This window comes from Mesorhizobium sp. P5_C1 (assembly GCF_054049815.1).
The window spans coordinates 1-817 of record NZ_JBFULQ010001201.1 but is presented as its reverse complement, the minus strand read 5'-3'; the positions used below and the strand labels follow the sequence as shown (position 1 = coordinate 817).

The 817-nt window shown below is 58.5% G+C and carries 1 protein-coding gene; it reads right to left on the bottom strand.

What is annotated here, in order from left to right; genetic code table 11:
- Positions 1–212 precede the first annotated feature (212 nt).
- Positions 213–593 carry a MucR family transcriptional regulator gene (locus tag ACXJ7R_RS34870; RefSeq protein WP_457155763.1) on the bottom strand — a complete coding sequence of 127 codons (381 nt, stop codon included), beginning with the start codon at positions 591–593 and terminating at the stop codon, positions 213–215.
- Positions 594–817: the final 224 nt, after the last annotated feature.

The following is an 817-nucleotide window of genomic DNA, read 5'->3' as shown; positions in this document are numbered from 1 at the left end:
CTCCAATGTAAGAGCCACAGCGCATCCGCATGAAGGCTACCGCCGAAAGATGTAATTTTAATCGCAAGGGCGAGCTTGACGATTTCAGTCGGAGGAAAAAGCCGGCGCCGCTCTCTGGAGGTTGCCTGAATGGCGCAGGCCCAAGCGGACGCCAGGTCCGCCGCAGTTTTCTAATAGCTAAGTCTTGACCTCACGTCACCTCGCTCGACCGACTAAGCCTTCCGCTTGGCTAGCGCCTTCTTAACAGGCTCAGCCTTGCGGCCTAGACCGGTAGCCTTTGCCATCGCGGACCTCCGGTCGGAGTACTCCGGTGCGACCATTGGATAGTCATGGGGCAAGCCCCACTTGGCGCGGTATTGATCGGGCGTGAGACCGAAATCCGTCCTGAGGTGACGCTTCAACGACTTGAATTTCTTGCCGTCCTCCAGGCAGACGATGTAGTCCGGGAAAACCGACTTCTTGGGGTTTACTGCCGGCACCAGAGGCTCGACTGAAAGGGTCRCCGGCTGTTTGTTGGTCGGGGTATTTCGCGCGCCATGCTGCCGCGCTATGTCGAGCCGCAGTCGGGCGGCGAATTCAACATCCGCACGCATCTGCGTCCTCCCCGAATTTGACTGTACGTTGCTTCTTGCGCCGCACTCGGAGGCGAGCCGATAGCGGACAAGTGCTGACCCCCAAGGACACGGCCAACGGCTTCGCGATGGCGAAGAAGATCGGCGACAAAAGTGCGGGTCAGATCACACCAAAATTGAAGTAAGGCGCTGGGAACAGAGTTTCGCAGATGACGTTTTCCCCGCAGGTCACGCTAAACGGACCT